This is a genomic window from Mesorhizobium sp. M2A.F.Ca.ET.039.01.1.1, assembly GCF_003998035.1.
In the GTDB taxonomy this organism is placed as follows: Bacteria; Pseudomonadota; Alphaproteobacteria; order Rhizobiales; family Rhizobiaceae; genus Mesorhizobium.
Genome location: NZ_RZRY01001356.1, coordinates 1 through 804, shown reverse-complemented (window position 1 = coordinate 804; position 804 = coordinate 1). Strand labels below are relative to the sequence as shown.

Here is an 804-nt window from a genome sequence, read left to right as displayed (position 1 = left end):
CTTTAACGTCACGGAATGGATCCTCGGGTCAAGCCCGAGGATGACGATGTGATGGATGTCACGGCCAGTCGCAGAGGGCATTGCTACTCCACCGGAACGGCAGGCCGCATCACGGTGCCCAATTAAGCCTGGGTCAGCGGATACTGTTCCCTCAGCGTCTTCAGCACCTGGTCGCCGGGCATCGGCGCGCCGAACATGAAGCTCTGGACATATTCGCAGCCCATCTGGCGCAGTTCCAGCGCGTCGCTTTCGTCCGAGATGCCTTCGGCCACGACCGACAGCCCCAGCTCATGCGCCATGTTGACCATGGATTTGAGCAGCACGGCGCGCTTGGGCGTCGCGTCGTCAACAAAACTCTTGTCGATCTTGATCGTATCGAAGGGGAAGCGCGTCAGGTAGGAGAGCGAGGAATAGCCGGTGCCGAAATCGTCGAGCGACAGTCCGATGCCGAGCTGCTTCAGCTTAGTCAGCACATGCGCGGTCTGCTCGGGATTGTCCATCACCAGGGATTCGGTGAGTTCGAGCCGGAAGCAGCGCGGCTTCAGATTGGCCCGCGCGATGACAGAGCGGACATCGCTCACCAGGTCGCGGCGGATGAGCTGGCGGCTCGACAGGTTGACCGAAACCGACAGCGGCGCGTCGCCGATCTGCTTCTGCCAGCCCGCGAGGTCCTCGGCCGCCTGCTGCATGGCGAACAGGCCGAGCTGCACGATCAGCCCGCAATTCTCGGCCACCGGGATGAAATCCCCCGGCGGGATCATGCCGCGGCGCGGGTGGTCCCACCGCCGCAGCGCCTCAAAGCCG

General features: G+C 63.4%; 1 protein-coding gene. It reads right to left on the bottom strand.

The features are described from left to right. Positions 1–122 precede the first annotated feature (122 nt). On the bottom strand, positions 123–804 hold a 682-nt coding region (locus EOA24_RS39840), incomplete at its 5' end, for an EAL domain-containing protein (RefSeq protein ID WP_133375040.1).